The organism is Streptomyces sp. NPDC060184, assembly GCF_042728795.1.
Classification (GTDB): Bacteria; Actinomycetota; Actinomycetes; order Streptomycetales; family Streptomycetaceae; genus Streptomyces.
The window spans coordinates 1-4,768 of the sequence record NZ_JBHWYX010000063.1; the positions used below are offsets into that span (position 1 = coordinate 1).

Annotated in this window: 3 protein-coding genes and 1 tRNA gene; 3 read left to right on the forward strand and 1 reads right to left on the reverse strand. The window is 73.4% G+C overall.

The window, feature by feature from the left end; all coding sequences use genetic code 11:
- Positions 1–371: 371 nt before the first annotated feature.
- Positions 372–445: transfer RNA gene (locus ACFWEE_RS29920), tRNA-Lys, on the reverse strand.
- A 188-nt stretch (positions 446–633) separates the two neighbouring features.
- On the opposite strand from ACFWEE_RS29920, the gene ACFWEE_RS29925 reads away from it, so the two are divergent.
- From ACFWEE_RS29925 to ACFWEE_RS29935, 3 genes are all read left to right on the forward strand, one after another.
- Entirely contained in the window at positions 634–1,932 is a 1,299-nt protein-coding gene (locus tag ACFWEE_RS29925; protein WP_386893863.1) for a peptidoglycan-binding protein, read from the forward strand.
- 105 nt (positions 1,933–2,037) lie between these two features.
- Positions 2,038–3,690 (forward strand): SPFH domain-containing protein, encoded by a 1,653-nt coding sequence (locus tag ACFWEE_RS29930; protein ID WP_386893865.1) that lies wholly within the window; start codon positions 2,038–2,040, stop codon positions 3,688–3,690.
- Positions 3,691–3,862: 172 nt separating this feature from the next.
- The gene (locus ACFWEE_RS29935) at positions 3,863–4,453 is read left to right on the forward strand and encodes a lytic polysaccharide monooxygenase (protein ID WP_386893867.1); all 591 of its coding nucleotides are present in this window, start codon (positions 3,863–3,865) and stop codon (positions 4,451–4,453) included.
- The last annotated feature ends 315 nt before the right edge of the window (positions 4,454–4,768 follow it).

A 4,768-nucleotide genomic window follows, 5' to 3' on the forward strand; every position in this document is an offset into this window, starting at 1 on the left:
CTCCCCTCCCGGAGCGGCCACCCGACGGGGCCGCCGCGGTGCGCGCCGCCCCGCGCCGCACGGAGCGGCGGGCCGCTCCGTGCCGTGAGGTGTTCCGGGGCTTGTGCGCGGGGAGAATCAACCTAGGCGCTCCGTGACGGTTTGTCTTCGGAGAGTCACCGTTTCGAGGTAGCGCGCGCAGGCCGCGCGACCCCGGCCGGCGCGCCCGCGGCCACGCGGGACGAGACGAGAAGTCGCGCGGAGGCGTGAAGAGATACGGAGAGGTGGAGGCGAGCCTCGCGGTGTGCGCGGGGCAGGGGCGGGCGCCCCGGCGGGAAGCCGGGCAACGAACAAGGCCCCCTCACGTGAAGTGAGAGGGCCTTGACTCTGCGTGCGCCGCCAGGGACTCGAACCCCGGACCCGCTGATTAAGAGTCAGCTGCTCTAACCAACTGAGCTAGCGGCGCCTGCTGACCTGGAGAACATTACCGGATTCCGCAGCATGCTCTTGACCATTTCCCATGACGCCACGCCCTGTCGCATGGTCGTTTTTTCTCTTTGATCCGTCAAAATGCGATTTGTCACGAGAGTTGAGACACTGACGCCCGCCGTCGACTGCCTCAAAAAATCTTGACGAGTCCGGAGGGGAATCGACATGACCGTCCCGGTCTTCACGGAGTACGAACCCACGGCCGACTGCGGCTGCGCCGGCTGCGCCCTCCAGCGCCGTACGGCGGCGGCCCGGACCCTGCCGCCCCGCATGGGCGGCCATCCCGCCGCGCACGGAGCGCGCCGCGCGCTGGTGCTGGCCACGGCCGCCGGGGTGGTCCTCTCCGCCGGTGCCGCCGAGGCCGCCGCCCCGGCGGGCCACGCCACCGGACCCGTCCGCGCCGACGACGCGACCGCTCCCGGGCCCGGCACCCCGCAGGGGCAGGCCGGACCGCTCATGGGCGGCGGGGCCTCGGGGCCGCCCACCGCGGCGGCGCCCCTGGCCCTGCGGACCACCACGCGCAGCGAGATCATCGCCCGCGCCAAGACCTGGGTGGCCGCGAAGGTGCCGTACGACATGGAGAAGTTCTGGTCGGACGGATACCGCCAGGACTGCTCCGGCTACGTCTCGATGGCCTGGGACCTGGGCGGCAACGAGTGGACCGGCAGCCTCTCCTCGTACGGCACGCGGATCGCGCGCTCGCAGCTGGAGCCGGGCGACATCCTCCTCTTCCACAACCCGGCCGACCCCAACAAGGGGTCGCACGTCACGATCTTCGGCGGCTGGACCAACAGCGCCCGCACCCAGTACATGGCGTACGAGCAGACGCCCCCGGCCACCCGCAAGAAGGCCACGCCCCTCGCGTACTGGAGCAACTCCGACAAGTACGTGGCCTACCGCTACAGGGGGCTCGCCGGGGGTGCGCGCGGCGGCTCGTCGGCGGCCTTTCCCGGCGCCGCCACGTTCGGGCCCGGGGCCCGCAACGCCCATGTCACGCGGCTCGGCGAAATGCTGGTGGCGCGGGGCGGGAAACGTTTCTACATCCAGGGCCCCGGGCCCGTCTGGAGCGAGGCCGACCGGCGCGCGACCCGGGCGTTCCAGCAGGCGCAGGGGTGGAAGGGCGCGAACGCGGACGGCCTCCCCGGCCCGGACACCTGGCGCCGGCTCGTCAACGGCACCGGGAAGAGCATTCCGGCCACCGGTGCGGGAGGCGCGCCGAAGACGGTTCCGGCCTTCCCCGGACGGGGCTATTTCAAGCCGGGTCAGTCGAACGCCCATGTCGAGCGGCTCGGCCGGCAGTTGGTGAAGAAGGGATTCGGCAGGCACTACGTGTCGGGTCCCGGCCGCCGCTGGACCGAGGCGGACCGGCGCAACGTGGAGGCGTTCCAGCGCGCCCAGGGCTGGCGTGGCCGCGTGGCGGACGGCTACCCGGGCCCGGACACCTGGCGGCGGCTCTTCTCCTGAGGGAGCCGACGGGCCCGCGCGGCCCGACGGGCCCGAGGCCGCCCGGCGGATCGGCGGATGGACAGCTCCGGGATCGCCGGAGCGCGGAAAAGGGAACGGTGGGGCGTGTACGGAGACGAGGAAGACCGCGTGGGGGCGGGCCGGGCAGCGGGAGGGGGAGCGGGAGACGGTCCGGACGCGGGAGCGGCCCGGGGACCGGACCGGGACCCCGGCCGCGCCGGGGACGGCGATCCGCGTACGGAGGGCGGCGATCCGCGTACGGAGGGCGGGCCGGGGCCGGAGGGGCCCTGTGTCGACGTGGTGCTGGAGCTCGCGCACGGCGGGACGGAGCCCACCTCGATGCGCACCGTCTCGGCCACCGTCTCGGTACCGGCGGGCGAAGGGCCAGGGGGCGAAGGGCCAGGGGGCGGGGCGGACGCGGGCGAGGGGCCGGGCGACGGCGTGCCGTCCGGTGAGGTGCCCGGCCGTGAGGTGCCCGGCCGTGAGACGCCCGCGGGTGAGGTGCCCGCGGGCGAGGCGGCCCTCGGTGAGGTGCCCGCTCCGGCCGACGGTCTCCGCGAGGAGTTCCGGTGGGGCACCGGCCGTCGCCGCTCGGTCATCGCCGGGGACACCACCGCCACCATCCCGGTGCACCTGCTCTTCCGCGACGAACCCCGCGACCCCGACGACGACCGCACCGGGTTCCTGCCGCGCGCCGGGGTCGGGGACCCGCACCGCACCGCCGGTGTCGCCTCGCTGCCCGTCACGGTGGCCCGGCACACGCTCCCGGCCGACCGGTCCGGAGCCGGGGTGCGGCGTCCTCCCGTGCCGCGCTCGCCCCAGGTGAGGCCGCCGACCCGGCCCGCGCCCGTCGCCGACCCCCGGCTGCGCGAGCGCCCCGGTCCGGCGCTGCCCGGCTGGGTGGCCGTGCTCACCGGGGCCGCCGGCTGCGCCGCCGCGCTCGTCGTCCTCTGGTGGGCCGGCGCGCTGCCGGGGCAGGCACAGACCCGGCTCGGCATCGGGCCGCGCCCGTACCAGGGCATCGGCATCGGCCTCTGGGCGGTGCTCGCGGTGCTGGTGACCGTGGTGCTCTTCGCGTTCGGGGGACTCGGGCGCGGGCGGGTCGGGTACGCCCTGGTGCTGACCCTCTTCGGCGACTACCGGGGGAGCGTCCGGCGTACCGGGCTCTTCTGGGTCTCCCCGCTCCTGCTCCGCCGCCGCACCGACGTACGGCTGCGGCACTGGCGGAGCGAGCCGATGTCCGCCGTCGACGCGAACGGTACGGCGCTGCGCGTCACCGTCCTCGTCGTCTGGCGGGTCGAGGACACCGTCCGGGCGGTCCTGGGGGTCGCCGACCACGAGACGTACCTGCGGGAACAGGTCGAGGCGGCGATGGCCCGGGTCCTCTCGCAACTGCCCGCCGACGCCTTCCACGAGGACGCCCCGACGCTGCGGAACGCCGAGGCGGTCGGGGACGCGCTGACCCGGATGCTGAAGGCGGACTGCGAGCCGGTCGGGGTGGAGGTGTACTCGGCGCAGCCGACCGGGATCGAGTACGCCCCCGAGGTCGCTGCGGCCATGCAGCGCCGCCGGGTCGCGGCGCTCGACGCGAGGCACCGGGACAGCGTGCTGACCTCCGTGGTGGACGCGGTCGACGACACCGTCAACCGGCTCACCACGCGCGGGCTCGTCGCGCTCGACGACTACGAACGCAAGTCCCTGGTAAGGGACTTGACGGTGGCCTTCTACACGGGGAGGGGTGGGGGCGAAGGGATCTGAGGGGCCCGGGGGGTGGGTGCGGCGGCGCAGCATAGCGAAGCGGAATGTCGTCACGCAGTGGTCTGGACATGTTCACGGCACGTCAATACTGTGGAGCTTGGTCTAGACCGCACGACCGCGCGCTTCACGAGCAGTGCTCACCCGAAGTCCCCATGTCCCTGAGGAGCGAAGCATGCGTAAGAGGACGAGCGCGGCCGTGGTCGGCCTGGCGATTCTGGGCGCTTCGGCGCTCGCCACCAGCAGCGCCAGCAGCCACGGCTACACCGACAACCCCATCAGCCGCCAGAAGCTCTGTGCCAACGGCACGGTCACCAACTGCGGCAACATCCAGTGGGAGCCGCAGAGCGTCGAGGGCCCGAAGGGCTTCCCGACCGCGGGTCCGGCGGACGGGGCGATCTGCTCCGCCAACCACAGCGAGTTCGCGCAGCTCGACGACCCGCGCGGCGGCAACTGGCCCACCACGCAGGTCACCGGCGGCCAGTCGTTCAACTTCCGCTGGCAGTTCACCGCCCGTCACGCCACGACGGACTTCCGGTACTACATCACCAAGCAGGGCTGGGACCCGACGAAGCCGCTCACCCGGGCCTCGCTGGACTCGCAGCCGTTCCTGACGGTGCCGTACAACAACCAGCAGCCGCCGGCCACGCTGACCCAGACGGGCACCATCCCCAGCGGGAAGACCGGCCACCACCTCATCCTGGCGGTGTGGACGATCGCGGACACCGCGAACGCCTTCTACTCCTGCTCGGACGTGAAGTTCTGATCCCGGCGCCGGAGGCGGGTGGGAGCTCGACGGCCCCCGTACCGGCACGGGTGCGAGAAGCGCCGGTCCGAGAGACACCGGCGTGAGAGGGGAGGGGAGCGCGACCGGCGACGGCCGGACGTGATGCCCCGGAGATGAAGCGCGGCCGTTCGGGCGGGACGGCCGAGCCCACGGAACACCCGAAGAACAGCAGAACGCAGTGGGGCGGTCTCCGGTACCGGAGACCCCCCCCCGCGGCGGTGGGGGGGCCCCCCGGGCACGCACCCCCCCCCCCCCGATTTTAATAGAACATGAGGAAACAACAAAGCAATAGGC

Bases quoted from the DNA above. Each gene is read 5' to 3' on its own strand.
- ACFWEE_RS29935 (WP_386893867.1), top strand. From the start codon at position 3,863: ATGCGTAAGAGGACGAGCGCGGCCGTGGTCGGCCTGGCGATTCTGGGC.
- ACFWEE_RS29925 (WP_386893863.1), top strand. From the start codon at position 634: ATGACCGTCCCGGTCTTCACGGAGTACGAACCCACGGCCGACTGCGGC.